This window comes from Pseudomonadota bacterium, from assembly GCA_018823135.1.
Classification (GTDB): domain Bacteria; phylum Desulfobacterota; class Desulfobulbia; order Desulfobulbales; family CALZHT01; genus JAHJJF01.
Genome location: JAHJJF010000064.1, coordinates 1 through 24536, shown reverse-complemented (window position 1 = coordinate 24536; position 24536 = coordinate 1). Strand labels below are relative to the sequence as shown.

The 24536-nt window shown below is 49.3% G+C and carries 24 protein-coding genes; 17 read left to right on the top strand and 7 right to left on the bottom strand.

Going from position 1 to position 24536, the window contains the following annotated elements; translation table 11 throughout:
- Positions 1-491 precede the first annotated feature (491 nt).
- The 3 genes from KKE17_06250 (at position 492) to KKE17_06240 (ending at position 2831) form a co-directional block, all read left to right on the top strand.
- Positions 492-1640, top strand: a complete 1149-nt coding sequence (locus KKE17_06250) for a PilZ domain-containing protein (GenBank protein MBU1709589.1) — start codon at positions 492-494, stop codon at positions 1638-1640.
- A gap of 306 nt (positions 1641-1946) precedes the next feature.
- Positions 1947-2408 carry a hemerythrin domain-containing protein gene (locus KKE17_06245; GenBank protein MBU1709588.1) on the top strand — a complete coding sequence of 154 codons (462 nt, stop codon included), beginning with the start codon at positions 1947-1949 and terminating at the stop codon, positions 2406-2408.
- A 108-nt stretch (positions 2409-2516) separates the two neighbouring features.
- Complete coding sequence (locus KKE17_06240) at positions 2517-2831, top strand: hypothetical protein (GenBank protein MBU1709587.1); 315 nt, start codon at positions 2517-2519, stop codon at positions 2829-2831.
- A gap of 37 nt (positions 2832-2868) precedes the next feature.
- Here KKE17_06240 and KKE17_06235 read toward each other — a convergent pair whose 3' ends face one another.
- Positions 2869-3552: a PAS domain S-box protein gene (locus KKE17_06235; protein MBU1709586.1), complete on the bottom strand. Its 684-nt coding sequence runs from the start codon at positions 3550-3552 to the stop codon at positions 2869-2871.
- A gap of 220 nt (positions 3553-3772) precedes the next feature.
- Here KKE17_06235 and KKE17_06230 point away from each other — a divergent pair, with 220 nt between their 5' ends.
- Both KKE17_06230 and KKE17_06225 read left to right on the top strand, forming a co-directional pair.
- A complete protein-coding gene (locus tag KKE17_06230) occupies positions 3773-4687 on the top strand; it encodes a pirin family protein (GenBank protein ID MBU1709585.1) in 915 nt (304 codons plus the stop codon).
- Positions 4688-4748: 61 nt separating this feature from the next.
- Positions 4749-5291: a hypothetical protein gene (locus KKE17_06225; protein MBU1709584.1), complete on the top strand. Its 543-nt coding sequence runs from the start codon at positions 4749-4751 to the stop codon at positions 5289-5291.
- 100 nt (positions 5292-5391) lie between these two features.
- On the opposite strand, the gene KKE17_06220 is transcribed toward KKE17_06225, so the two are convergent.
- Positions 5392-6639, bottom strand: coding sequence for a nucleoside:proton symporter (locus KKE17_06220; protein ID MBU1709583.1), 1248 nt, complete (start codon positions 6637-6639; stop codon positions 5392-5394).
- 238 nt (positions 6640-6877) lie between these two features.
- Between KKE17_06220 and rsfS the strand changes: the two genes are divergently transcribed.
- From rsfS to KKE17_06190, 6 genes are all read left to right on the top strand, one after another.
- Positions 6878-7285 carry a ribosome silencing factor gene (rsfS, locus tag KKE17_06215; GenBank protein ID MBU1709582.1) on the top strand — a complete coding sequence of 136 codons (408 nt, stop codon included), beginning with the start codon at positions 6878-6880 and terminating at the stop codon, positions 7283-7285.
- Positions 7282-8832 (top strand): 2,3-bisphosphoglycerate-independent phosphoglycerate mutase, encoded by a 1551-nt coding sequence (gene gpmI, locus KKE17_06210; GenBank protein MBU1709581.1) that lies wholly within the window; start codon positions 7282-7284, stop codon positions 8830-8832. The genes rsfS and gpmI overlap by 4 nt, the downstream gene beginning before the upstream one ends.
- Positions 8833-8963: 131 nt before the next feature.
- The gene (locus KKE17_06205; protein MBU1709580.1) at positions 8964-10355 is read left to right on the top strand and encodes a threonine synthase; all 1392 of its coding nucleotides are present in this window, start codon (positions 8964-8966) and stop codon (positions 10353-10355) included.
- Between the two features lie 33 nt (positions 10356-10388).
- The gene (locus KKE17_06200) at positions 10389-11459 is read left to right on the top strand and encodes a cyclic nucleotide-binding domain-containing protein (protein ID MBU1709579.1); all 1071 of its coding nucleotides are present in this window, start codon (positions 10389-10391) and stop codon (positions 11457-11459) included.
- 57 nt (positions 11460-11516) lie between these two features.
- Positions 11517-12347: a purine-nucleoside phosphorylase gene (locus tag KKE17_06195; protein MBU1709578.1), complete on the top strand. Its 831-nt coding sequence runs from the start codon at positions 11517-11519 to the stop codon at positions 12345-12347.
- Positions 12348-12615: 268 nt separating this feature from the next.
- Positions 12616-14025: a diadenylate cyclase gene (locus KKE17_06190; GenBank protein MBU1709577.1), complete on the top strand. Its 1410-nt coding sequence runs from the start codon at positions 12616-12618 to the stop codon at positions 14023-14025.
- A 76-nt stretch (positions 14026-14101) separates the two neighbouring features.
- Here the strand turns inward: KKE17_06190 and KKE17_06185 are convergent, their stop codons facing one another.
- From KKE17_06185 to KKE17_06170, 4 genes are all read right to left on the bottom strand, one after another.
- Positions 14102-14635, bottom strand: a complete 534-nt coding sequence (locus KKE17_06185) for an adenine phosphoribosyltransferase (GenBank protein ID MBU1709576.1) — start codon at positions 14633-14635, stop codon at positions 14102-14104.
- A 14-nt stretch (positions 14636-14649) separates the two neighbouring features.
- Positions 14650-15414, bottom strand: coding sequence for an S-methyl-5'-thioadenosine phosphorylase (mtnP, locus tag KKE17_06180; GenBank protein MBU1709575.1), 765 nt, complete (start codon positions 15412-15414; stop codon positions 14650-14652).
- Between the two features lie 243 nt (positions 15415-15657).
- Complete coding sequence (locus KKE17_06175) at positions 15658-15840, bottom strand: Rho termination factor N-terminal domain-containing protein (protein ID MBU1709574.1); 183 nt, start codon at positions 15838-15840, stop codon at positions 15658-15660.
- 45 nt (positions 15841-15885) lie between these two features.
- Entirely contained in the window at positions 15886-16125 is a 240-nt protein-coding gene (locus KKE17_06170) for a hypothetical protein (GenBank protein ID MBU1709573.1), read from the bottom strand.
- Between the two features lie 249 nt (positions 16126-16374).
- Between KKE17_06170 and clpB the strand changes: the two genes are divergently transcribed.
- The 3 genes from clpB (at position 16375) to KKE17_06155 (ending at position 20332) form a co-directional block, all read left to right on the top strand.
- Complete coding sequence (gene clpB, locus KKE17_06165) at positions 16375-18966, top strand: ATP-dependent chaperone ClpB (GenBank protein MBU1709572.1); 2592 nt, start codon at positions 16375-16377, stop codon at positions 18964-18966.
- 83 nt (positions 18967-19049) lie between these two features.
- The gene (locus tag KKE17_06160) at positions 19050-19595 is read left to right on the top strand and encodes a C-GCAxxG-C-C family protein (protein ID MBU1709571.1); all 546 of its coding nucleotides are present in this window, start codon (positions 19050-19052) and stop codon (positions 19593-19595) included.
- A gap of 260 nt (positions 19596-19855) precedes the next feature.
- Positions 19856-20332: a PilZ domain-containing protein gene (locus KKE17_06155; GenBank protein ID MBU1709570.1), complete on the top strand. Its 477-nt coding sequence runs from the start codon at positions 19856-19858 to the stop codon at positions 20330-20332.
- Between the two features lie 13 nt (positions 20333-20345).
- Here the strand turns inward: KKE17_06155 and asnS are convergent, their stop codons facing one another.
- On the bottom strand, positions 20346-21737 hold the full coding sequence (asnS, locus tag KKE17_06150; protein ID MBU1709569.1) for an asparagine--tRNA ligase: 1392 nt from the start codon (positions 21735-21737) through the stop codon (positions 20346-20348).
- A 156-nt stretch (positions 21738-21893) separates the two neighbouring features.
- Here asnS and KKE17_06145 point away from each other — a divergent pair, with 156 nt between their 5' ends.
- The 3 genes from KKE17_06145 to KKE17_06135 all read left to right on the top strand — a co-directional run.
- Positions 21894-22457 (top strand): isochorismatase family protein, encoded by a 564-nt coding sequence (locus KKE17_06145; protein MBU1709568.1) that lies wholly within the window; start codon positions 21894-21896, stop codon positions 22455-22457.
- A 196-nt stretch (positions 22458-22653) separates the two neighbouring features.
- Entirely contained in the window at positions 22654-23706 is a 1053-nt protein-coding gene (locus KKE17_06140) for a flagellar motor protein MotB (GenBank protein MBU1709567.1), read from the top strand.
- A 23-nt stretch (positions 23707-23729) separates the two neighbouring features.
- Positions 23730-24536 (top strand): MotA/TolQ/ExbB proton channel family protein (locus tag KKE17_06135; protein ID MBU1709566.1); only part of this gene is annotated, 807 nt, incomplete at its 3' end.

Here is a 24536-nt window from a genome sequence, read left to right as displayed (position 1 = left end):
TATGTATTGCTCGTTTTTTTTCACATGCATGAGCAGATTGCTGATGTTATCGCTGTTTCTGTCAGGGAAACAGCATGTCTTTGTGCCGCGCAAGTATAACCGACATGAGGCAGAAATAAAACCGCAAAACTTTGTTTTATCAGGAAAATAATGCGGTTTTTTGGTTCCGGCCAGGGGCATGTCGGGCTCATGGGAGAAGAAACGAACGGCGCCGGCTTGAAGCACGGGAGATTACCGGAAATGGTCCTTTATGGCAAGCGCCCCCTGCAATGCAGGTGAAAAAAATTGAAATAGCCGGTAATTAATGATTACATGGAACAGGAAGTTCACCTAAAGGGAATAAACGAGCAGATCTGAAGGACTTCGTTTATCCGGAGAGGTTCCCCAGCCCCAAGCGTTGGAGCCATGGGAGTTTCAACCGGCTTGATACCTGGTCAATAACCTCGAGGACAGAAGAAAAACAAAGCTTCTGGTGAAAAAGACCGACCGACATGACAGCAAATGAATCACGTACTCCTTATAAGAATATTATCGGCTGCATATCATCATTGCTCGCCGATCTGTCGAACCAGATAAAAGACCTGGTGGTTTTTTTGCAGAAGGAGACAGAGAACGGTAAGAAGGATTTGCCGTCCCTGCCTGATAAATCCTTGAGAACCGCGATTATCAGCATGCAGTTCAATTTTCTTGAAGCCCTGGCCAATGCTTTGGCGGTTATAGCCCTTGAAGCCAACAGAAAGACCGCGGGCGCCCCTGGAATCAAGGAGCCGCTTTCGCAGATCGAAATCGAGTTCCTTGCGGAAAAGAGAAGTTTTCTCGATAGTAAAACCGCTACCCTGATGACCGCGACAATGCCTCTGGTGCCGGCTATTGACCGGTTGGGCACCATACCTGTGCTTCTCGCCAAAACTTTTGGCATCAGCTTTCAAATTAATAAGATCCATGCCGGCTGGCAGAAGATCGTCAAGCTTAAAAATATGCGCGACAAGCTTACGCATTCCTTTATCGCCGGTGCTTTTTCCCCGGGCAAAGAGCAGCGGACGGACGGCAGAAATTATCTGAACCTATTTATCGCCATCCAGAATCGCCACCTGTTTGAAGGGAGTGAGGCCATCAGGTGGTATATACAGCGGGTCATCATGCTCCTTAAACAGGCATCGGTGAGCGAGCATCAGCAATTGCTCAATATCTTGTCCGCAGCTGATTATTCCCACTGGCTCATTCAGCTGGCTCTCTATAAAAGTTGCGGTATTTCAGACAAGGATTTCAACAGGACATATCAGAACACCTTTGAATCGAAACTGCGGCGCTATGATCGGCTTGATACCCTGAATCTGCTTGAGTTTGTTGTGCTGGATGATCAGGATTATCCGGTCACCAGAGGCATGGGCCGGACGCTCAATATCAGTGAAAAAGGGGTCCTGATGGAGACCTTCATGCCTTTTGCCCTTGGGCAATCCCTGATTGTCGCAGTTGGGTTGAATGAGCAGATAATAAATCTCAAGGGCAGCGTGGTTCGGATACATGATTCAGTGGAAGATGTATATAAGACCGGCATGGAATTCATGGATATTAATCCAGCGGATGAAGCCAGGCTGCATAAATATCTGCAGGATGTACCGTCAATGGATTTCAACTGATTGCGCTTTAATTTGGAGATTCCGGATTTCTGGCTGCGTCATGCTTATCTTTTCAAAACATGCCGGATCTCTGGCGTAATCAGCGACAAATACATCAAACTATCGTCAACCCTCAGGAGGTGTCATGAAAAAAACAGTGATTGTCTTGATGAGTATGGTTTTGTTTTTTTCGGCGCTTAATTTTATCGGGTGTACCTCCATTGATGAACGCCAGGAAATGGGGCATGACCACTGCGCGGAATGAAATTGTAGAGGGCTTCCTCGTAATTTGAGCTTTTCTATGGAAGATGACCAAGGGAGGAGGTAATGGCAAATCTCTGGCGAGACGAATATCGGCTGAATCTCAAGATCATTGATGACCAGCATAAAGGTTTTTTCGAATTAAACGACAGCCTTTCGCAACTTCTTGAAAAGTCGGAACAAGGAAAGGTAAACCTGCCAAAAATTATAAAGGTCATCCTGGAATTTCGTGCCTACGCCCTCTACCATTTCCATACGGAAGAAAAGCTGATGCTTGCCAACAGTTATCCGGGATTTTTTGATCACATCAACCAGCATAATGAATATGTGCGAAAGATTCTGGATATGGAGGAGGACATATTCAAGACCTATCACGAAATTAACATTAATTACCTTGATCCGAAAATACTGGCCGATAAAGCCAGGGGGATCAATGAGTATATCGTCAACTGGTATGTCAAGCATATCATGCAGGCTGACAAGCAATATGCCGACCATATGTCAAAAAAAATGGCCCGGAAGAAGTAATGTATTTTTTTTGAGGAACGCTGCGGCTTAATTGTGCTTTTATTTTGTGTAATACTGGGCTAATAGTAAAGATTACTTTTTGAATAATAATATTTTTGAGGCTATTTGATGGACAAGAAAAGTAATTGCTGGGAGTTTAAAAAATGCGGTCGTGAATCGGGAGGAGCAAAAGCCTCCGAGCTGGGCGTCTGCGCCGCTGCGACTGAAAAGAGACTTGATGGCGTTCACGGCGGCATCAACGCCGGGCGGGCATGCTGGGTTGTTGCAGGTACCTTTTGCGGTGGCAAGGTTCAGGGTTTATTTGCCAGGAAATATGACACCTGCAAGGAATGTGATTTTTATAAACTGGTTATCAAGGAAAATTTCGATAGTTTTGAAGTAACCCTTTCGTTGATGAATAAACTCCGAAAAAAAAAGAAATAATCGTTAAACCTGGTCGCTTGATTAAACTTAGAATCCTTTAATCTTCGTCAATTATGTCAATATCCGGATAATGTTCAGTAACGCATTCCGGACAGATCCCGTGGGAAAAATCCATCTGCGAATGTTCTCTCAAATAGACCTCAACCTGCTTCCAGAATCCTTGATCATCCCTGATTTTTTTACAGTAAGAGCAGATGGGCAGGATTTCCCGTAAGGTGTGTACTTCATCAAGGGCCGAATGCAATTCGCTGGTCCGCTCTTTGACTAATTCTTCAAGGTCCAGGCGATAGGATTCAAGCTGTCTTTCCGTTTGTTTGCGGGCGCGGATATCGCGAAGAATAGCCCCGATATAGAACTCTTCAGCCTTTAAAGGCACAATAAAGCCTCGGGCTTCTATGGCAATAAAGTGGGCGTTTTTGTGAAGCAGGCGGATATCCCTGGGAGCCACATCTTTTCCTGATAATGCCTGGCCCATATCTTCTTTGATTATTTCCTGGTCATCCGGGTGGATGAGGTCCAGGGCAGGTATGTTTTTGATTTCCTCAGGAGAGTACCCGAGAATTCTTTCGGTTGCCGGGTTAGCATAAACGATTCGCCCCTGGGAATCGTTGAGATGGATCATGTCGCTGGTGGTTTCGGTGATTGCGCGGAAGTATGTATCATTCATGGCCAGAGCTGCAGATCTGTGGATGCATGCGGTTTTGGCGGGTCGTTTGTCCATGGTGAAATCTCTGTGTTGGGAAGGATAAATAGGAAAATACTATAAGTGTTGTATAGAGGATTTTACAAGGCCTGTCTACCAGATAGTTCAGAAAAGATGAGCCGACTGTTTTTTTTCAAAATCGCATAATGCGTATTTGACAGGGGTTCGGGAATTATCTAGTCTGAGAGAAAGGGATGCAGCGGTTTATATATTTCATCATGAAACCGTGAGGGACGGGATGATCAATCCGCGAAGAATCAAGAAGATAATCAAAAGCAAGCCGACCCTGGAAGGGGCCGGGGTGCACCTGAAAAGGGTGTTCGGATTCAACCAGGAGGCCTTGTTTGATCCTTTCCTTTTGTTGGACGATTTCCGGTCGGATAATCCAGCCCATTTTGTCAAGGGTTTCCCGTGGCACCCGCATCGGGGCATCGAGACCATAACCTATGTGCTTAAAGGGGATGTGGAACACGGCGACAGTATGGGAAATGAGGGGATAATTTCTTCAGGGGATGTTCAGTGGATGACTGCAGGAAGCGGTATCATCCATCAGGAAATGCCCAAAGGAGATCCCGAGGGGCGTATGTATGGGTTCCAGCTCTGGGCCAATCTGCCGCGCAAGCAAAAGATGATGGGGCCGCGCTACCGGGATGTGAAGGCGGCAACGATTCCCGAGGTCACACTCGCTAACGGCACAAAGATAAGGGTGATCAGCGGCAGAGTCGGTGATACGGTGGGTCCTGTACAGGACATTGTTATTGATCCTGAGTATCTTGATATTACCGTTCCACCTCGTGCGGTTTATGAACATCCCACCAAGAAGGGCCACACGGTTTTTGCCTACGTGATCGGTGGGAATGGGGTTTTCTGTCAGGATAAGGAGTCGTTCACCTATGCAATACAAGGTGGGAAAGGTTTTGATATGCAAAGTAAGCCTTTTGTGGAAAATGAGTCCCTTGTCCTGTTTGATGATGGTGATGCGGTGATTGTCTCAACCGGAGATCAGGAAGTGCGTTTCCTGCTTATATCCGGGAAACCCATAGGCGAGCCGGTTGCCTGGCGCGGTCCTATTGTGATGAACACCCGGGAAGAGCTTGAAATTGCTTTTGACGAATACCAGAAGGGTACATTCATTAAACAGGAAGGCTCTTAGCATCAAAAGATATCCTTTATTTTGATTAAGTTGTGAATAATTACTAACCCGGGGCATAACAATGTTTTTACGATTTTTAGCTGTGACGCTTTGTTCGTCGGTTTTCTTTTTTGCCAGCTGTACGGCAAGTTTCGTGGTGGGGGTAAATATTCTAACCAGCATGGATGAATGCGATATCGCTGCAGGAGATGCCCCCCCGGATTTTTTTACGGTGCTCGCCCAATCTCCTTATGAAAAATTGCCCTTGAGGGTGACTTTTGCTGATATGGAGACGTTTAAGGAAATGAAGGAGCATTACAGCTTTTTGCTTGCTGAACCGGAGGGAGAATTAGTGTATTCCGATTTGTTGAGGGTGGAATTTTCTGCAGAAAATATATCTCCTGAAGAGCAGATGATCACCCTGAATTATTTTGGCGACGATTTCAGTGCGGTGATGAAATACCGGGCAACGGATAAGCAGGTGATACCGGTTTATTCAAAATTGTTTCAACCCAGTAACATCTTAATCGCCTTGCCACTTGCCTTTGGAATTGCTTATTCCATGCGTTTTTTCGGAAAATCTATTAAACGGAAAACCGAGGAAACGCCTGGTGACGGCCAGTAGTTGTGTCGGACTCGCAGATGTGAGAGTGTCGAGACTTCGAGGTAAGCGAGCTCTGCCAGACTTTAGAAAGCACACGTCGGAAGCGTATTCCGCTCCCTGTTCAGAAATAAAAAATACCCGCAATCGCACCGGTCATCATCGTTGCCAGGGTGCCGGAGATGATCGACCTGATTCCCAGGGAGACTACTTCGTTTTTACGTTCCGGCGCCATTGAGCCCAGGCCGCCGATCATAATCCCCAGGCTTCCCAGATTGGCAAACCCGCACATGGCGTAGGTCATGATCATCATGCTTCGCGGGCTTAAGGTGTTTTCCGGGAGTCTGGCGAGCTCCAGATAAGCGAGAAGTTCGTTCATGACGGTCTTGGTGCCCATGAGGACTCCTGCGATTTTTGCCTCGGCCCAGGGGATTCCCATGAGCCAGACCACCGGCGCCATGATCAGCCCGACCATGCGCTGCAGGGTGATGGGTTTCCCTGCCAGATCCGGCGCCAGGCCGAGAATTATATTTGCCAGGTGCACCAGGGCCACCAGAACGATGAGCATGGCGGTTATATTGATCAGGAAATGAAGGCCGTCGGCAGTCCCCTTGGTAACTGCATCCATGGAGCTGGTGGCATTCTGCGCCGGCACCACATCTCCCGCGGTCAGGGTATTTGTTTCGGGGATCATGATTCGTGCAACGGTAAGCGCTGCAGGCGCGCTGATAATCGACGCCACCAGGATATGCCCCATGGCGCCGGGGATCACCTTATCCAGAATGCTTGCGTAAAGCACCATGACGGTGCCGGCGATGGTCGCCATGCCGCAGGTCATCACCGCAAAGAGTTCGCTTCTGGTCAGTTTACTGAGATAGGGACGGATGAAAAGGGGGGCTTCGATCATCCCCACAAAGATGTTGGCGGCAGCCCCAACGCCCAAAGCGCCGCCTATCGAGAGGGTTTTCTGCAGCGTCCAGGAAAAGCCTTTGACGATCATCGGCATGATTCGCCAGTAGAAAAGCAGGGAAGACAGGGCGCTGACCACAAGGATTAAAGGCAGGGCGCGGAAGGCGAGGATGAAACTTGCGCCGGGAAAATTTTCAGCAAAAGGCAGATCTCCGCCGCCAAGATAGCCGAAGACAAAGGAGGTGCCGGCATCCGTTGCGGTCTGCAAGGCGGAAACGCCTTGATTGAGCAACAGAAAAAAATCCTTGCACCAGGGGAGTTTAAGCAGCAGCAGGGCAAGAAGCAGCTGCACGGCAAGCCCTGCACATACGGTCTTGAGCGGCACGGCCTTGCGGTTTTCGCTGATCAGCCATGCAAGGGCGGTGAGGGCCAGCAGGCCAAGAATGCTGTGTAGAATGTTCATCCAGGTCTCCATGGTTGGATAGATAAATCTGAAAGGTAGCATACCCAAGCATTGGAGTGGAAACAACCTAAAAAATCTCACTTGAGAATTCGATCATCAGCCTCCTTGAAGCGCATGGAGCGGTCAGGTGTTTTTTTGAAACAGTCCATTCTCCGGTTGTCATATCCGGCGCTTGGATATATGATGGTCGACATTACGCGAAGATCGCGTCATAGGAATAAATAACCACGGAGTTTTCATGAAAAAAATAAAGAAAGTACTTAGAGACAAAACCAGCCTTGAGCTGGCAGAAGTCATCAGCAGTGCCGCCCTTGATAACAAGGCGGAACAACTCGTAATCCTTGATGTCCGGGGGATTTCATCCTTTGCCGATTATTTTGTGATCATGACCGGACGGTCTACCCGCCATGTGCAGGGGCTCGCTGATGCCGTGGACGGTGCGGCAAGAGACAAGCGGATAAAAAGTGCAAACACCGAGGGCCTGTCTGAAGGGTATTGGGTGCTGTTGGATTACAATGATGTCATTGTCCATATTTTTTATAGCGAGGCCAGGGAGTTCTATGACCTTGAAGGGCTCTGGCACGATGCGCCCAGGGTCGAGCTGGAGTCTGATGCACCAGCTGAGAAGAAAAAGAGAAAGAAATGAACAAAAAAGCACCTTTGCTGCTGGCGATTCTTGACGGCTGGGGATCAGGCGCTGAAATTGCAACCAATGCCGTTTATGTCGCCGACACCCCGAACATGGACAAGTGGTCGGAGGAATTTCCGATGACCACCCTTGTTGCCCATAACGGCGCGGTGGGGCTGCCTGAAGGGCAGATGGGGAATTCCGAGGTCGGACACCTCAATATCGGCGCCGGCCGCATTGTCTACCAGGATTTTACCCGGATAAACAAGGCCATCGATACCGGCGAGTTTTTTGCCAATGAAGTCCTGACCAAGGTTATGGATCATATCTCCAGCTGCAATGAGGCCTTGCATCTTCTCGGTCTGCTGTCAGACGGCGGCGTTCACAGTCATATCAGGCATCTTGTCGCGCTGGTGAGGATGGCAAAGGATAAGGGTATTGAAAAAATCTTCATCCATGCGTTCATGGACGGCCGGGATACGCCTCCTGAAGGCGGCGCGGCTTATATGGAGCAGCTCCAGCAGGCTCTGGCTGAAATCGGCGCAGGCAGAGTGGCAACGGTAACCGGCAGATATTATGCAATGGACCGCGACAAGCGCTGGGATCGTCTACAGATGGCCTGGCAATGTCTGGTGGACGGCCACGGTGTTCAGGCGGATGATCCGGTGCAGGCGGTGCGGGATGCATATGAGCGCGGCGAGACTGATGAATTTATTAAACCGATGGTTATCACGGATACATCCGGCACACCCGTGGCGAGAATCACTGATAACGATGCAGTGATCTTTTTTAATTTCCGGGCTGATCGGGTCAGACAACTCACCCATGCCCTCACCGACAAGGTTTTTGATGAGTTTAGCTGTGCGCACCGCCCGAAACTGGCCGATTGTGTCACCTTTACGCAATATGAAAAGGATTTTGATCTGCCGGTGGCATTCCCGCCGCAGGAACTCAGGCGAATTCTTGGCGAGGAGGTGAGCCGGCAGGGGCTCAGGCAGCTGCGGATTGCCGAAACCGAGAAATACGCCCACGTCACCTATTTTTTCAACGGCGGCATCGAAGAGCCGTTTCCCGGCGAAGACCGGGTGCTCATCCCGTCACCCAAGGAGGTTGCCACCTACGATCTGAAGCCTGAAATGAGCGCCTATCTGGTGACTGAAGAATTGCTGAAGCGGCTGAAAAACGAGGATTACAGCCTGATCATCCTGAATTTTGCCAACGGTGACATGGTGGGCCACTCCGGGAAAATCGCCGCGGCGGTGAAGGCCTGTGAAGCGGTTGATCAATGTCTGGGGAAACTCTATACCGAGATAATCCAGCAAGGCGGCACCATGCTGATCACTTCCGACCACGGTAATGCCGAACTCATGGAAGACCCTGAAACCGGCGAACCTTTTACGGCGCATACCCTGAATCCGGTACCCTTTCTGGTTGTCGGCGAACGTTTGCGGGATTGTACCCTGCGGAATGATGGCACCCTGGTTGATATTGCTCCGACTATCCTTAATATTCTAGAAATTCCGGTGCCGGATGAGATGGGAGGCAGAAATCTCATTGAGTGCTGAGGTGATAGTGCTGAACTGATAGTGCTGAGTGCTGAGTGAGGAGAGAGGGGTGAGGAGGTAGGTGTTAAAAACTCGTCACTATTTACTTGATAGATAATTTAAAAACGAACTTGAGGGAATAGACTCCAAGCATGAAATACATCAGTACCAGAGGAAAAATTGCGCCGGTGTCGTTTACCGAAGCGGTGATGATGGGCCTGGCTACCGACGGTGGCCTGTTGCTTCCCGAATCCATTCCAGCGGTTGACCATGCAACTCTTGAAAGCTGGGGCAGGCTTTCGTATCAGGAACTGGCTTTTGAGGTCTTATCCCTGTTTATCAAGGATATTCCGGCTAATGATCTGCGGGAGCTGATCAATCGTTCATACAGTACCTTCACCCATCCTGAAATCTGCCCGGTGGTGAAAAAGGGCGAAGTATACATCCTTGAACTGTTCCACGGCCCCACCCTGGCTTTCAAGGACGTGGCTTTGCAGTTCCTGGGAAATGTTTTCGAGTATCTGCTCAAAAAAAGTGGCGGCAGGATGAATATCCTGGGTGCAACGTCCGGGGACACCGGCAGTGCGGCAATCTATGGAGTGCGCGGCAAGGACCGGATAAATATTTTCATCCTCCACCCCCATAAACGAGTCAGCGCCATCCAGGAACTGCAGATGACCACGGTTACCGACCCCAATGTTTACAACATTGCGATCCGCGGTACCTTTGATGACGGACAATCCATTGTAAAGAGCATTTTTAATGATATCGCCTTTAAAGACGCCTACCAACTGGGGGCGGTGAATTCCATCAACTGGGCGCGGATTGTCGCCCAGGTCGTCTATTATGTCTTTGCCTATCTGCGGGTTTCTAAAGAAACCGGCGCAAAGGCTGTTGATTTTTCAGTGCCCACCGGAAATTTCGGTGACATCTTTGCAGGCTTTGTGGCCGGGCGCCTCATGCCGGGCAAAGTTCGACGGCTGATTCTTGCCACCAATGAAAATGACCTGCTCTCCCGCTTCATAGATCAAGGCGAATATTCACTGGGTAAGGTTGTTCAGACCTCCAGTCCGTCCATGGATATTCAGGTGGCAAGTAATTTTGAGCGCTACCTCTATTATCTGAACAGCGAGGATGCCGACAAAACCCGTGAGGATATGGAAAATTTTGCCAAAACCGGCAAGCTTGCCTTTTCCTCCGAACTCAAGCAACAGGTGCAAAAGGATTTTCTATCAAAGCGGGTTGACGAAAACCAGACTATTGCAACGATCAATGAGTTTTACGCCGCCCACGGCTATGTTCTTGATCCGCACACCGCAGTGGGCGTCAATGCCGGCCATATGTACGTTGAGGCGGATGTCCCGATGGTCTGTCTTTCAACCGCCCATCCGGCAAAATTCGGCGAGGCCGTGCACCGGGCAATCGGTCGGGATCCGGTTATGCCGGCAAGTCTTGCGGGCCTTGCCGACCGGAAGAGCCGCTGCGAGGTGCTTGAGGCGGATGTTGAGGTTATAAAGGCGTTTGTTCAAGAAAATGCTTTATAGTTGGTGGTTTTAATCCTAACTTGAACCAAAACCATGAATACTGAAGAACGGGTACAATGTCTTAAAAACATCGATTTGTTTTCGTCATTTACCGATGCCGAATTAAAGGGTTTTGCGAAGAACATTTCAGAGGTGCAGTGCGCGCCCGGCGATATACTCTTTCAGGAAGGCGACCCTGGAAATGAGATGTACATCCTCTTGGAGGGAGAGCTTAAAGTCTTCAAGGAAAGCAGGGAGATTACGATTATCTCGCCCATGGATTATGTCGGGGAGATGTCGCTTATCGAGGATAAACCCCGCTCCGCAACCGTACAGGCTGACGAGCCCTGCCTTTTGTTGAAAATTGCCTCCGAACAGTTTCAGTACGTGGTGCGCCAGCACAGTTCCATGCTGACGATGATGAAGGCTCTGAGTCAGAGGATCAGGCGGGATACGGAAATTATCGCCGGTGAGTTTGAAAAGGCGAATATCATGATCCATGATATGAAAAACATCCTTTCGCCTTTTGTGGTCCTTGATTCCATCAGGAAAAAAGTTACTGACACAACGGTGCAGACCTATCTTGGTCATTTGCAGGATGCCAGAAGAAATCTTCTGTTCATGATGGAAGAAGCGTTGGCCAACGCCAAACGGCTTCATAAACCATCACCGGTTACCACCGGCGCCCTCCATACCCTTATTGAAGAACTTCAGGCATCATATTTTTCGATTCATCCTGAAATCCGTGATAAAACGGTTGTGGTCACTGTTAAAGATATATTGCCGTTGCTAGCCTTTTGCAAGCTGGAAATTCAACGGGTCATAACCAATATTGTCTTGAATGCCGCCCAGGCCAGCAAGCCTGGAGACCAGATCGAAATAATCCTGGATTCGGACGGGAAAAGCGCTATTGTCCGTGTTCAAGATCACGGCACAGGCATTCCTGCAGGGCTTGGGAAACGGATTTTTGAGTCGCATTTTTCAACAAAATCATCCGGCGCCGGATTCGGTCTTGCATCCTGTAAGCAGATCATCGAAAAAAAGCATGGCGGCACAATTTCCTATACTTCCACACCGGGCAAAGGCACAATCTTTACCCTTACGCTGCCCTTATCTCCTGAATAAAAAGTTTGATTTTTGTTTTTTCGCTCCTGATAACCTGTGGAACCCTGTGAACAGCCTATGGAAAATGATCAATTCATAACACAGGTTGATCAAGCCCTGGTCTTTCTCAAGGAGAGATTAACGGGCCTGCCTGAAATTATTCTTGTTCTGGGAACCGGCCTTGGAAGTTTCGGAGAAGTAATTGAAGCCAAGCAGGTTATTCCCTATGAAGATATTCCGCATTTTCCCCGGTCCACCGTTGCCACCCATGCAGGCAATCTCGTCTGCGGGACTCTTTGCGGCAAAAATATCGCAGTTCTGCAGGGGAGATTTCATTTTTACGAAGGATACAGCACCCGGCGGTTGACTCTGCCGGTACGGGTATTGGCATTGCTGGGCGCCAGGATTTTTATTGCCACCAATGTCGCAGGCGGCCTGGATCTGACCTTAAAGCCCGGATCAATGATGATTATCAGGGACCATCTCAATTTTATCCCGGATAATCCATTGCGGGGGCCCAATGTTGAGGCCTGGGGCCCGCGTTTCCCTGATATGTCGGAAGTGTATGACCAGGGGTTGATTGACGCTGCTTTGCGGTGTGCGGAGAAGATTGGTCTTAAACATGTGATGACCGGTATTTATGTGGCAATTCCCGGGCCCAGCCTTGAAACCCCTGCCGAAACAAGGTGGCTCAAAAATTGCGGCGCTGATGCAGTGGGCATGTCAACCGTGCCGGAGGTAATCGTTGCCAGACATGCAGGACTGAAAATCCTGGGGATTTCACTGATCGCCAACGTCAATGATCCTGACGATTTCAAACCCATCCTTTTTGAAGAGGTTATTGCCCAGGCAAAAAAAGCGGAAAGGGATTTTCTGCAATTAGTCGTTGAAGTGTTAAAAGAGATTTGATGCCGGTTTCCTGAATCTGCTACCCTCGAGGTTTGTGAGAAAAGCGGGTTAGCCCGAAGTTTTGCGCTTATCTTTCGCGGGGAGCTTGAATGATCATGTTCTGAAGCCGGTTTCAGGATGTTCTTTACCGGATTAACAGGAGTTGACATCGGGCCAGGGCGGTGATAACTTGTTTTAGGTATTTCACTTCCACTGAATTTTTTTTATGAACCGCTGAAAAGCGATTTCTTTTCACTTATCTCTTCCATAACTCGTCCATCGGTTTCCCATGCACTATCTTCTTGACTGGAGAATGGTTCTCGACATCCTCCTCATCACCCTGCTTATTTATTCCATCTTTCGGACCCTGCGGGCCACGGGCACCTGGAAAATCGCTGTCGGGCTGACATTCACCGCCTGTGTGGCTGTCGTGGCGCGTCTTCTTGATCTACAGGGACTTGAATGGTTTTTTTCCAATTTCAGCCAGATTGCCCTGCTTGCCCTGCTCATTATTTTTCAACCGGAAATCCGGCGGATTCTTGAGCGGTCTTTTTCCATGGGGATTTCCCGCGGCGCAGAAGCGGAACAGATTCCGGAAATCGTCGACCAGGCCCTGTTTGATCTTGCTGAAAAAAAATGGGGCGGACTTGTCGTATTCCATGGAGAAGTACCCTTGCAGCAATGGATCACCGAAGGTACCCGGATCGATGCGCTTCCCAGCGTTCCTGCCCTGTTGAGTCTCTTTGACCCGAACTCACCGGGGCACGACGGCGCAATTCTGTTTGAAGGCAACCGCATTAACCGTTTCGGTGTTCATCTGCCGTTGTCAGGGAGTAATCGGCTCTCCAATGAGTACGGCACCCGGCATCATGCAGCCCTTGGCCTGGCGGAAAAAACCGATTCCCTTATTCTGGCGGTGAGCGAGGAAAGAGGAATCGTTACCGCCTTTCATGACGGAGATTACCAAAAGCTTGAGGCGCGGGGAAAAGCGGCTGGCATTATCCGGGATCATCTGGGCCGCAACAGATCTCTTACCACGACACCGGGACGGATCAAGCAGGATTTCTTCCTCAATTTCGGCCAGATTGTCGGCAGTCTCTTTCTCGCTATGATCCTGTGGGTTACCGTGATTCAATCACGGACCGAAATCAGAGAAATGTTTTTCACTGTTCCCATCGAATACAGCAAAACCGATAAAAATATCCATATTGCTGACAAGCAGTCGGATGTCCGCTTGCTTATCGAGGGTTCGCTGGCCAATCTGCGGGGCATAGATTCTTCCATGCTTCGTGTTCAGGTTGATCTGTCTTCCCTGGCACCGGGAAGACACCGGATCAATCTTTCGGAGGCCAATATCAGTGTTCCCGGTAAACTGCGGGTAAAGGAAATCCAACCGGATTCTTTTGACCTGAAAATCAGGAAAATCCTTTCACGGGATATCCCTGTCAAGCCGCAACTTATCGGCAAACTTCCTGAAGGATACCGCCTCGACAGATTCGAAGTCAAGCCATCCGTAGTCACGATTACTGCTGATATTCCCGAGATCAAAGGAGTTGCGACGACTCCTATCTTCATCCATGAGTTGCGTGAGACAACTTCAGTCCAGTGCAAGATCATTGTGCCTGCAAAACTCCAGGAGAGCGGTCGAACCTTGCCGGATGTTGAAGTTCTGCTGGTTATTTCAAAGATGAAAAAATGACAGGTTGATGCAGCAATAAGCCGCTTTTAGCTCGGGAACAGGGCAGAATTGAATTCTGTCCCCCTCGAAAAATAGATTACTCACCCTCGAATTCGGTAAGTGAATAGGTTTTATACCCTTTGTCCTCAAGCTTTTTCTGACCGCCGACATCCGGCAGATTGACGATAAACGCCATCTCGGTAATCACCCCGCCCAGTTTTTCAATAAGCGCTGCTGCGGCAAGAGCGGTGCCGCCGGTTGCAAGAAGGTCGTCGATTACAAGAATTTTTGTGCCTTTTCCAAAGGCGTCCTTGTGAATCTCAACCTGATCGGTGCCGTACTCCAGGGCGTATTCCTGGCTGATCACCTCGGCCGGCAGTTTGCCTTTCTTGCGGATCGGCACAAAACCCTTTCCCAGGGTATAGGCCAGCGCCCCGCCGAGAATGAAACCGCGGGCTTCAATACCAACAATGAGGTCAAAACCAACATCACCGGAGAGGTATCGCTGGGTGAGATTATCGATCACCAGCCTGAATCCCACCGGATCCTTGATAAGCGTGGTGATGTCGCGGAACATTATTCCCTTTTTGGGGTAATCGGGGATGGAGCGGATTTTTGATTTGATCGACATGTTTTCTCCTTATTTTAATCAACACAGATATCGTTATATTCTTTAATCAGCGGAATGGTTTTCAGGAAAAGACTGATAACATTACCGGCATTTTTTTTCATGGTGGCCACAATCATTTCCCAGGTCACTGGTTCTTCGTCTTCGTGCCAGCAGTCGTAATCCGTTGACATGGCAACCGCGGCATAATGCATCTTTTTTTCTCTGGCAAGGTTCACTTCAGGAACCGTGCTCATATTGATCACATCAGCGTTAAATCCCCTGAACATGTGGCTTTCGGCCCTGGTGGAAAACCGCGGGCCTTCAATGGTAATCACTGTTTTATTTTGATGAAAGGAAAGTCCGAGCCCGGTCGCGGATTCGGCAAGCAGTTGTCTTAGGTTCGGGCAGAAAGGTTCGGCCATGGGGGTATGCACTACGGTGTCCTGGTCGAAAAAAGTTGTTTCTCTTTTTCTGGTGAAATCGATGAACTGGTCCGGGAATACCAGATGCCCGGGGGCGATTTCTTCGCGAAGTGAACCAACCGCGGTGGCAGCGAGGATATGGGTACAGCCGTATTTTTTCAGGGCGTGAATATTTGCCCTGAAATTCACCTTGCCGGGCATGATGGAGTGTGAATTTCCGTGCCGGGCGATTATGGCGATATCAACGCCTGCAATTGAGCCGCAGGTAAGGGCTGATGAGGGTCTGCCGTAGGGAGTGTTTATTTCTCGTTCCTGAGGGTTATCCAGTATATCAGGATTGTCGAGTCCGGAACCGCCGATGATGCCGATTTTGATCATGATTGTTGCCATCCGCTTCTTGGATTAGGTCAAGTATTCTAGAATAGAAAAAACTGATTATCAGCAAAAGATGGTTACAACAGGAATGAATAATCTGTCAAGGGGAAATACCGCTATACAGGGGGAGGAAAGTCCGGGAATGGGGCAGGGTTTCAGGCCGAGGGAACCACCGTGAAAATTCTCTGTCATGCCCGGATCAAATTACCGGACATGACAGAGTTGTGATGATATGTGGGTTTTGTATCAGGTTGCCAGGCAGTCATTTCTCCAGGAGCATTCCAGCTGATCGCAGTGGTTGCTGGGTGTCCCGAAACAGGGGAAATTCCCTTCCTCAACCTGGATGGACCGGATGAGATCGCCTTTCTTCATCTTGCCGACCTTGATTCCCATTTGTTGAGCTTTTTGTTTTATTTCGTTCATCGTCATGTGGTGCCTCCTCTCCTTAATTGGAGAATAAAAGAAATGGTGTGCCTAATTGTCTATGTGTTTGATTATTCTCTTCCAGATGGCAAGAAAACCTTCGGATCCGAAAATAAGCTGTACCAGTTCCCAGCCTGCCGTGCCTTTTTCATTCAGGATTTCATTTACAAGCCGGGTCTGGCTTTCAGGGACCTGGCCCAGGCTGCATTCTCCTGATTCCGTACAATAATACACAAGCTCTTTTGAAGATTCCAAAGAATGCTTGGTAATGTCGTATTCGTATAAATCCATATTCATGTTTCGGATGGTTTTCAGAAGAGAATGAAAAAGTGACCTCCCCAGGGACACTATCATGATTATTCGTTGAGTTCCATTTTGATGTCAAGAAAAAAACGCAAAGTATTTTTTGATAATTTCCGCCTCGCTTGACAGATTCCGGACGCGCTCTTACCGTTTGTAAACGACAAGGCTGGTAGATAAAAAAGCTTACATTATTGAATGGTTGTAAATCGATAAAATTACCGTGAAACGGAGGAACATATGCAGTTTGACAAGTTTACCTTGAAATCCCAGGAAGCTATCCAGGCAGCCCAGAATCTTGCTGAAAGCAAAGGGCATCAGGAAATTTATCCGGAGCATCTTCTGCTGGTCCTGTTGCAGCAGACGGAAGGGGTGATTGTTCCGGTGCTGCAGAAAATGGGCATTGATCCGGCGCAGCTTGCTGCCGGCGTCGAGGCGATCATTCAGCGAAAACCGCAGGTGAGCGGCTCGGGTTTTGGCCAGGTGTATGCCTCGCCGCGTCTGAAGAAAATCCTGGATGATGCGTTTAAAGTCGCCAAGGAAATGCAGGATGATTATGTCAGTCAGGAGCATTTCTTTCTGGCTCTCCTCGGAGAGAAGGATCCGGGGATTTCGGCGCTGTTCAGCAAGAGCGGCGTTAGCCGCGACGGTTTTCTGAAAGCACTTGTTTCGGTGCGCGGCAATCAACGGGTCACTGACCCGAATCCTGAAGAAAAATATCAGGCCCTTGAGAAATACGCCCGAAACCTAACCGACCTTGCCCGCCAGGGAAAGATCGATCCGGTGATCGGCAGGGATGACGAGGTGAGACGGGTGGTGCAGGTCCTTTCGCGGCGAACCAAGAACAACCCGGTGCTGATCGGCGAGCCCGGCGTCGGTAAAACCGCGATTGTCGAAGGACTTGCGCAGCGCATCGTCAATGGTGATATCCCTGAGACCCTGAAGAATAAACAGGTTGTTGCCCTTGATATGGGCGCGCTTATTGCCGGCGCCAAATATCGCGGCGAATTTGAAGACCGTCTGAAGGCGGTGCTTAAAGAAGTGCAGAAACGCGAAGGCGAGATCATTCTGTTCATCGACGAGATTCACACCCTGGTGGGTGCGGGCGCCGCCGAAGGCGCCATGGATGCGTCGAACATGCTCAAACCCGCGCTGGCCCGCGGCGAACTGCATTGTGTCGGCGCAACCACCTTAAACGAGTATCGCACCATTGAAAAGGACGCGGCCCTTGAACGTCGTTTCCAGCAGGTCCTGGTGCGGGAACCCTCGGTTGAAGACACCATTGCCATTCTCCGGGGCATCAAGGAAAAATATGAAGTGCATCACGGGGTGCGGATTACCGATTCGGCTACCGTTGCGGCGGCTACCCTTTCCAATCGTTACATTACCGATCGTTTCCTGCCGGATAAGGCCATTGATCTGATTGACGAAGCTGCCTCGAAATTGCGGATTGAAATTGACAGCATGCCCACCGAAATTGATGAAGTGGACAGAAAGCGGATCAAACTTGAGATTGAAAAGGAGGCGCTGAAAAAGGAAAGGGACAAGGCCTCCAAGGAGCGCCTGAACAAAATCGAAGCCGAACTTGCGGACATTAACGAATCGCTGCGCAGTATGAAGGGGCATTGGAATCTGGAGCGGGACATTATCCAGAAAATCAGGGATATCAAGGCAAGAATCGAAGAGGCGGGGGTTGCCGAGCAACAGGCCCAGCGCCTGGGAGATCTGAGCAAGGTAGCCGAGATCCGCTACGGAAAGATCGCTGACCTTGAGAAACAACTTGAACAGGAAAAGGCGCATCTTGCCGAGATTCAGAAAGACCGGAAGATGCTCAAGGAAGAGGTAGACGAAGAAGACATTGCAAGCGTTATTGCCAAGTGGACCGGAATCCCGGTTGACCGGCTGCTCACCGGGGAGAAGGAAAAACTGGTCCACGCCGATGAAAATCTTGCAAAAAGGGTGGTGGGGCAGAGTGAAGCCATTGCGGCGGTTGCCAATGCAGTACGGCGATCACGGGCCGGGCTTCAGGATCCGAACCGACCGCTTGGCTCATTTATTTTTCTCGGGCCAACCGGTGTGGGAAAGACCGAGCTTGCCCGGAGTCTTGCGGAGTTTCTCTTTGACAGCGAACGGGCCATGGTGCGTCTTGATATGTCGGAGTACATGGAAAAGCATTCCGTTGCCCGGCTGATCGGCGCGCCTCCGGGCTATGTCGGCTACGAGGAGGGCGGTTATCTTACCGAGGCGGTACGCCGGAAGCCGTATGCGGTTATTCTTTTTGATGAGATTGAAAAGGCGCACCCGGATGTGTTCAATGTCCTGCTGCAGATCCTTGACGACGGCAGAATGACCGACGGCAAAGGCCGCACGGTTGATTTCAAGAATACCATTCTTATCATGACCTCCAATCTCGGCAGCCAATTTATCATGGAAATGGGACAGGGTAATCCTGCAGAGATGAAGACGAGGATTGATGAGATCCTGCATCAGCAGTTCCGGCCGGAATTTTTGAACAGAATCGATGAAATTATCATTTTCCACGGCCTTACCAGGGAGGATCTTACCCGGATCATTGATCTTCAGGTTGATCTGCTCACCAAACGTCTTGCCGAGCAGAAATTCGCCGTGGACTTGACCGAAGCTGCAAAACATTTTCTTATTGAAGCAGGCTATGATCCGGCTTATGGCGCGCGACCGCTGAAACGGGCAATTCAGCGATATATTCTGGATTCCCTGGCCATGCGGATCCTCGACGGAACATTCATCGAAGGCGATACGATCCTCATAGATTCTGAACCGGGCGAAGAGGCGCTGCGTTTTTCAAAAAAATAAGGGAAAGAGAGTTTCGAAGCCGACGGAGTTATGATAGTCTGTTTTGCTCGGCATGAATTTTTTTAGGGGAAAAATAAAGACAGATGAATTATTCCAGCGAAATAAGTGAAAATGATGAAATAGCGGAGCAGGTGCGTCTGCGGGCGGAAAACTGTTTTTCCGCCCGCAGGATATGCTGCTCCGAAGCGGTTTTTTATGTATTGAATAAAGCTTTCGGCGGCGAAGTTGACCCTGCACTGTCCATACGGCTGGCTTCCGGGTTCTGTCACGGTCTCGGGGGAGCGGAAAATTTATGCGGCGCCATATCCGGCGCAAGTATCGGCCTTGGGCTTTTTCTGGGCCCTGATTCCCCCGGCGGGATGAAGCGGAAGGATTTCAGGAAAACCGTCAAGGAGTTTCATGATCGTTTTATCGAACAGACCGGGTCGGCCAGTTGCAAGGTTCTTCTTGAGCATGTCAAGGATGATACAAAGGCAAAGTTAAAGAATTGCCAAGGATTGACCGGGACCGGCGCATTTCTCGCAGCTAAAGTTCTTCTTGAAAAAAAGCCGAAACTTAAAGAAAAACTTGATAGGGAGTTTCTGGCTGAAAGGGAAAATAAACTCACCGGGATGTTTAAGAAGTTTTGAGGTGATTTCCTGATTTATTTGTTTAATCCGTATGATAAACAGATAGAGAGAGTAATGATTCGACAAATTTTTCATTGACGCATCGAAAACAACTCAGTATTAAGGTCAAATAACATAAACAGTTAGGCTGTGTTTGTGAACAGAATCAGCAAGTTTTTTTTGCCCTTAGGGTGCATCCCTGTCGCCCTGAATCTATATGTATACCCGAAGGGTGCGTATCTGTTGCGGGGAACGCCAATTCTTGAAAAACGGTTTTAAAAATGGAAGATATTCAGAAAGTTTTTGTCAATAAGAACAACACAACAACCATCAAATGCCCCGAGTGTGGCGATATCAGGACTGTCGATGTAAGTAAATTCAAGGGAAATACGCACGTTCTCAAGGCGAAATGTCCTTGTAAAGCCGTGTTCAACGTCCGACTCGATTTCAGGAAAACCTATCGGAAGTCTGTAAACTTCAATGGCAATATCAAGAGTCTGAAAGGCAATAGCGGCTGGATAAGCGTCAGGATTCTGAATGTATCCAAGGGCGGAATCGGTCTCAAGATACCCGCGAAAATCGGTCTTCAGGTGGGCGATCAGTTTGAATTGAAATTCGCTCTGGATGACCCCCATAAAACCATAATCGACAGAAAGGTAGTTGTTAAACTTATTGAGAAATGCTATGTCGGCTGCGAATTTGCGGAACCCGCCATGCACGATCAGGAAAAGGCCCTTGGTTTCTTTCTGATGCCTTGATGGGGCATCGGGGCTAGAACCTGGCTGATCCGGGAGTCCTGGGAAAAGGAATTACTTCGCGGATATTTTTCATGCCGGTGACAAACTGCACCATCCGCTCAAATCCCAATCCGAACCCTGCATGCGGGGCGCTTCCATACCTGCGGAGATCAAGATACCAGTCATATTCCTCTTTGCTTAAATTCAGTTCGTCCATTCGCTTTTCAAGAATATCCAGGCGCTCTTCGCGCTGACTGCCGCCGATTATTTCACCGATTCCTGGGAACAGGATGTCCATGGCGGCAACGGTTCTGTTATCGTCGTTTACCCGCATGTAAAAGGGTTTGATGGATTTGGGATAATCAATGATCACCACCGGGCATTTGAAGACTTCTTCGGTGAGATACCGTTCATGTTCCGACTGCAGATCAATGCCCCACTCAACTTTATAATCAAAGGTTCTGCCGGATTTATGCAGGCGTTCAACTGCCTCGGTGTAGGTGATGCGGACGAATTCATGGGCAACCACATTGCTCAGGCGGGCCATCAGCTCTTTGTCGATAAACTGGTTGAAAAGCGCCAGATCCTCCGCGCAATTCTCTAAAATATACCGCACCAGAAATTTGAGCATTGCTTCAGCCAGATCAATATCTTCCTTAAGATCGCAGAAGGCCATTTCCGGCTCGATCATCCAGAATTCAGCCAGGTGCCTGCTGGTATTGGAGTTTTCGGCACGGAATGTCGGGCCGAAGGTGTAGACATTCCCCAACGCCATGGCGTAAATCTCCGCCTCAAGCTGGCCGCTGACTGTGAGCCCTGCCCGGCGGCCGAAGAAATCCCTGTTGAAATCGGTTTTCCCTGAATCCCTGGGCAGATTGTCCAGATCAAAGGCGGTGACCGTAAACATCTCGCCCGCGCCTTCGCAGTTGCTGGTGGTGATGATCGGCGTGTGGACCAGAAAAAACTCACGATCCTGGAAGAATTTGTGGATTGCAAAAGAAAGGGCGTTGCGCACCCGGGCAACGGCGCCCAGGCTGTTGGTGCGCGGCCGGAGATGAGCGATTTCGCGCAGGAATTCAAAGGAATGGCGTTTTTTCTGTAAAGGATATGTCTCTGCCGGCGCCCAGCCCACAACCTCAATGTGTGCGGCAAGGAGTTCCACTTCCTGCCCCTTGGCCGGCGATTCCTTGATTTCACCCCGGACCTTGACCGCGCATCCGGCGGTGAGTTTTCTGATCTCGGTAAGAAAGTTTTCAAGAGATTTGTCGGCGATTACCTGAATATTGGCCAGGCATGATCCGTCATTTATTTCAAGAAAGGAAAAGTCGTTCTTGGAATCTCTGCGGGTCCGGACCCATCCCCGGACTTCAAGGGTTTCGCCAATGTGATTGGCGCTCAGAATATTTCGTATCCGGAGATGCTGCATAAAAAAACTCCTGCAAAAAACAAGGAAAGAATATTTTTCGATTTTTTAATCAGCGGCAAGTATACTCAAAACATTTATTTTTGTCGCTAATCCATCGATTACGTTTTAATCCTGAATAATACTGCTGAGAAAGAAAAGAAAGAGGAGAATAATAAAATGAGTGAAAATCTGACCCATTTGAAGCCTGCGCAATGTGCATTGCTGGTCGTGGATATTCAGGAAAGGATGATGCCGGTGATCCTTGAAAGGGAAAGGGTGATCAGGAATTCCGTGTTGCTGATGAAGACAGCTAATACGTTGAATGTGCCGATTATCGCCACCACCCAGTATGTCGCAAAAATCGGCGCATTGCTCCCTGAAATCCAGGCGGAACTTAACGGGGTGACACCCCTTGATAAATTCGAGTTCGGTTGTTTTGGAAACAAGGCGATTCAGAAAGCCGCGGAAGCTCTGGGGGGCGGAGTAAATACCCTGATCGTTTGCGGAGTTGAGACTCATATCTGCATTTATCAGACCGTGCTCGGCGCGCTAAAAGAAGGGTATAATGTCTGGGTTGCAAGTGACGCGGTTTCATCGAGGGTACCGCATAATTATGAGACAGGTCTTGAAAGGATCAGGCAGATCGGCGGAATTGTCGGCAGCACCGAAATGATCATTTATGATCTGCTCATGAAGGCAGGCACTGATGAATTCCGGGCGCTATTGCCATTCTTGAAATAAGGTTTCCAGTATCCCTGCAAGCATTAACCGAGGTATCCTGTTTGGCATGCACGAGTTATTGCACGCTCAGTCGAACTGCGGGGGAGTTCATTTAATTTTTGAGAAAAATCATAATGATCCGATATGTAGGAAAGAATATGATATGAGGGTGACCATTCTTTAACCGTGCTTATCTATGAATGAGGATTTTTGGAGCATGAGTTCCAACGACAGACCATGGGGTGAAGGGGTTGATAACGGATCTGAAACCGCGCAGGAGATATTGACGCCGGACGCCGCTTTGCTCAGGCCTGAGGCTGAGGCAGCCGGGCATTCGGGAAATCCTCCGGAAGAGCCTGCAATAGAAGCTTCTTTTGGGAGTCCTGCTGACCAGGAAAAGGTCCCTTCTGGAGAGTCGCAGGCAGGCAGCGGGTCTGAAGGCGCTGATGAAAAAAGTGATCAGGAGGATCCTGATGAGCATTTGCCAACCCCTTTTGTCGGCGACGGTTTTCAGACGTCGTTTAATGTCTATGCTGAAGATGATACCTTCTACCGCTCCAGGATGCCTAAACCGTTTCACTGGTCGGTGGTCTGGTCGGACCTGATGATGACCATGTTCATCATGTTTGCGGTTATGTACATTTTTCAGCTTGCAAACCGTGATTTTTTATCCGAGGAAGAGACATCCATCGGCCGTTTCGGCGGACTCGGAGAAAAATCAATAACCGGGCTCGGCGGTGGTGGACCCATCGACCCGTCCGGTCCTCTGGAGGGTTCTATTTCCAAGATGTACGATGTGAGTCGCCAGACCCTTGAAGCTGCCGACCTCAGAGAGTTCGCCTCAGTCGATCTGGCAGCGGACAAGACGCTTCGAATTATCCTCACCGGCGATCTGCTGTTCGAACCGGGCAGGGCGGATCTCAAATCCGAGGCGAAGAAATCCCTTGTCAAGATTGCCGATCTTATCAGGCGGACCTCCTATATGATAAATGTTGTCGGCCATACCGACAGTGTGCCGATCCACACGCCGCAATTTTCCACAAACTGGGAATTGTCGGTGGTGCGCGCCTCTTCGGTGGCAAGATTTCTGATTGAAGAAATGCGGCTGCCCGGGAATCGATTTTTTGTCACCGGGCATTCATATTATCAACCGATCAGTCCCAATGATACACCAAAAAACAGGGCGCTGAACCGGCGGGTCGAAATTATTATCACCCGTGAACCTTCCGAGCCGCTGCCGGTTGGTTTGCGTAATATTTATGAACAATGATGATGGACTCGTAAGGAGCATCAATGAAGTATAAAAACATACTGGGCTTGATAGGTTGCACCGTTATTTTCTTTGGCGGATTTGCAATTCACAGCAATATCTGGCTGTACTTCAATGTTTCCGGGTTGCTGATTGTCGTCGGCGGCACCTTCGGGGCAACGCTTATCAGTTATCGGATGGACCGCCTGAAAATCGCCTTTCAGGTGTTATGGTCATCCTACAGAACAGAAGTCCAGAAGCCGGAAGACATAGTCGGGATTCTGGTGGATCTTTCCGTGAAATCACGCTTCAAAGGGATTCTATCTCTGGAAGAAGAAGAAAAAACCGCGATTCTTTTTTTACGAAGGGCGCTGGGCTGCCTGGTGGATGGATTGAAGCGCGATCAGATCCGGGAAATTCTCAACACTGAAATGTATTTCTTCAAGATGCGGCGGGAGGATTGTGAGCGCGTACTACGGACCATGTCTGATCTGTTCCCGTCCTTCGGTCTGGTGGGCAGTGTGGTGGGGCTCATCGGCATGCTTGCAGGCGTCGGAGATACCTCGATCATTCTAAAAACTATCCCCATTGCGCTGACCTCAACGCTCTACGGGATTATTTTTTCCAATTTCTTTTTTGTTCCCTTTGCGGCGAATCTCCGCGAAAGGACCGACCAGGAGCTTCTGCTCCAGAAAATTATTACCGAGGGTGTTATTGCCATTGAAAGCGAAGTTGACCCCCGGGTCCTTGAAAGGAAGCTCAAATCCTTTCTTACACCCTCCCTCAGAAGGGGGCGTCTCGTGTCTCTCAAGAGAATCCAGGCACGGTTCGGAATCAAACCCGAGAATTTC

Excerpts from the sequence above, each read along its gene's own strand:
- KKE17_06220 (MBU1709583.1), bottom strand. The coding sequence starts at position 6,639 with ATGAACATTCTACACAGCATTCTTGGCCTGCTGGCCCTCACCGCCCTT.
- gpmI (MBU1709581.1), top strand. The coding sequence starts at position 7,282 with ATGAACAAAAAAGCACCTTTGCTGCTGGCGATTCTTGACGGCTGGGGA.
- KKE17_06190 (MBU1709577.1), top strand. The coding sequence starts at position 12,616 with ATGCACTATCTTCTTGACTGGAGAATGGTTCTCGACATCCTCCTCATC.
- KKE17_06225 (MBU1709584.1), top strand. The coding sequence starts at position 4,749 with ATGTTTTTACGATTTTTAGCTGTGACGCTTTGTTCGTCGGTTTTCTTT.
- KKE17_06140 (MBU1709567.1), top strand. The coding sequence starts at position 22,654 with ATGAGTTCCAACGACAGACCATGGGGTGAAGGGGTTGATAACGGATCT.
- KKE17_06145 (MBU1709568.1), top strand. The coding sequence starts at position 21,894 with ATGAGTGAAAATCTGACCCATTTGAAGCCTGCGCAATGTGCATTGCTG.
- KKE17_06240 (MBU1709587.1), top strand. The coding sequence starts at position 2,517 with ATGGACAAGAAAAGTAATTGCTGGGAGTTTAAAAAATGCGGTCGTGAA.
- KKE17_06170 (MBU1709573.1), bottom strand. The coding sequence starts at position 16,125 with ATGGATTTATACGAATACGACATTACCAAGCATTCTTTGGAATCTTCA.
- asnS (MBU1709569.1), bottom strand. The coding sequence starts at position 21,737 with ATGCAGCATCTCCGGATACGAAATATTCTGAGCGCCAATCACATTGGC.
- KKE17_06205 (MBU1709580.1), top strand. The coding sequence starts at position 8,964 with ATGAAATACATCAGTACCAGAGGAAAAATTGCGCCGGTGTCGTTTACC.
- KKE17_06185 (MBU1709576.1), bottom strand. The coding sequence starts at position 14,635 with ATGTCGATCAAATCAAAAATCCGCTCCATCCCCGATTACCCCAAAAAG.
- KKE17_06200 (MBU1709579.1), top strand. The coding sequence starts at position 10,389 with ATGAATACTGAAGAACGGGTACAATGTCTTAAAAACATCGATTTGTTT.
- rsfS (MBU1709582.1), top strand. The coding sequence starts at position 6,878 with ATGAAAAAAATAAAGAAAGTACTTAGAGACAAAACCAGCCTTGAGCTG.
- KKE17_06245 (MBU1709588.1), top strand. The coding sequence starts at position 1,947 with ATGGCAAATCTCTGGCGAGACGAATATCGGCTGAATCTCAAGATCATT.
- clpB (MBU1709572.1), top strand. The coding sequence starts at position 16,375 with ATGCAGTTTGACAAGTTTACCTTGAAATCCCAGGAAGCTATCCAGGCA.
- KKE17_06175 (MBU1709574.1), bottom strand. The coding sequence starts at position 15,840 with ATGACGATGAACGAAATAAAACAAAAAGCTCAACAAATGGGAATCAAG.
- KKE17_06155 (MBU1709570.1), top strand. The coding sequence starts at position 19,856 with ATGGAAGATATTCAGAAAGTTTTTGTCAATAAGAACAACACAACAACC.
- KKE17_06195 (MBU1709578.1), top strand. The coding sequence starts at position 11,517 with ATGGAAAATGATCAATTCATAACACAGGTTGATCAAGCCCTGGTCTTT.
- KKE17_06235 (MBU1709586.1), bottom strand. The coding sequence starts at position 3,552 with ATGGACAAACGACCCGCCAAAACCGCATGCATCCACAGATCTGCAGCT.
- mtnP (MBU1709575.1), bottom strand. The coding sequence starts at position 15,414 with ATGATCAAAATCGGCATCATCGGCGGTTCCGGACTCGACAATCCTGAT.
- KKE17_06230 (MBU1709585.1), top strand. The coding sequence starts at position 3,773 with ATGATCAATCCGCGAAGAATCAAGAAGATAATCAAAAGCAAGCCGACC.
- KKE17_06250 (MBU1709589.1), top strand. The coding sequence starts at position 492 with ATGACAGCAAATGAATCACGTACTCCTTATAAGAATATTATCGGCTGC.
- KKE17_06160 (MBU1709571.1), top strand. The coding sequence starts at position 19,050 with ATGAATTATTCCAGCGAAATAAGTGAAAATGATGAAATAGCGGAGCAG.